General features: G+C 39.5%; 1 protein-coding gene and 1 pseudogene. Both read left to right on the top strand.

Annotated elements, in window-relative coordinates; all coding sequences use genetic code 11:
- On the top strand, positions 1–451 hold a 451-nt coding region (locus A3762_RS25125), incomplete at its 5' end, for a 2OG-Fe(II) oxygenase (protein ID WP_197469572.1).
- Between the two features lie 40 nt (positions 452–491).
- Positions 492–703, top strand: a pseudogene (locus A3762_RS25120) (integrase core domain-containing protein); the annotation flags it as partial.
- Positions 704–1,145 lie beyond the last annotated feature (442 nt).

Below are 1,145 nucleotides of genomic sequence, written 5' to 3'. Positions count from 1 at the left end.
CTGGGAACGCGTGAAGCACTTAACCAACAATAATCCAGAGATGTTTGATAACCAAGAGGCTGTTGGGATTAATGCACGATTTCGCTTTTACCGCTATAGCGAGGGCGACTTTTTTAAGAATCATATCGATGGAGCGTGGCCTGACTCACGAGTGGTCAATGAAGAGCTTATTCATAACGCTTATCCAGATCGATATAGTCAGATGACATTTCTCATCTTACTTAACGAAGACTTTGAAGGTGGCGCAACAAGGTTTTTGGTGAACTTAGAAGATTCAACGCAGCCAGCACGAGGAAATGCATCGGTTAAGGAAGTTGATATCCGCACACCTATTGGTGGTGTCCTTTGTTTTCCACACGGGCATCATCCTTTGCATTGTTTACACAGTTCTCAGCCCATCTCTAAAGGAACCAAATATATTATTCGGACCGATTTACTGTTCACCGTATAGCGCGCTGCTTGTGCGAAAAACTTTCGTACTTATTGGTGCTGACATTGAGCACACCAAAACTAAAATCTGCCATCCAAAAACGAACGGGATATGTGAAAGGTTCCATAAAACGATCTTGTTGAAGCTCAATCAACCTACTTGGAGACGTATATTCTATGGTTCGATTGAGGAATTGCAGCATGATCTGGGTGAATGGCTAGTTTACAACAAAGACGAATTCATCAAGGTAAAAAGTGTTGTGGGAGAGCGTGAATGAAAACTTTACTTGATGGTAAATGGATCTAAAGGAAAAATTCTTAAATTGAGTCTGACTTGACAGCTACTATTCGTAAAATCGGATTTTATCAGCTCAAGTTGGAATAACGGCAATTAGTCCATGTTGACCGAGTATTTATCTATTTACTTTCGAGCCTATTTGAACGATAACTTTTATAAATAAATGTCTGCTTTTCGAACAAAGTGAATACTCAGAATTCGATTCTGATGTCCGAACTTAAGGTCCGGTATTGTCTATTTGTGAGGTTTACTTGTAGACAATAGCAGCCGTTGGGATGCCGTATTTTGGTCAAGCCTTAAGGCGTACTTCTACAAAAAAGCAGACATTAGAATTCGTTGTTTTTAGGAAGTAAAATTTAGCTTTAATTCAAATCTCTACACGAAACTGAATTCACTAGAGAGTTCTCTAGATATCTAG

The organism is Oleiphilus sp. HI0125 (assembly GCF_001635355.1).
This window is presented reverse-complemented; position numbering and strand designations above follow the sequence as displayed.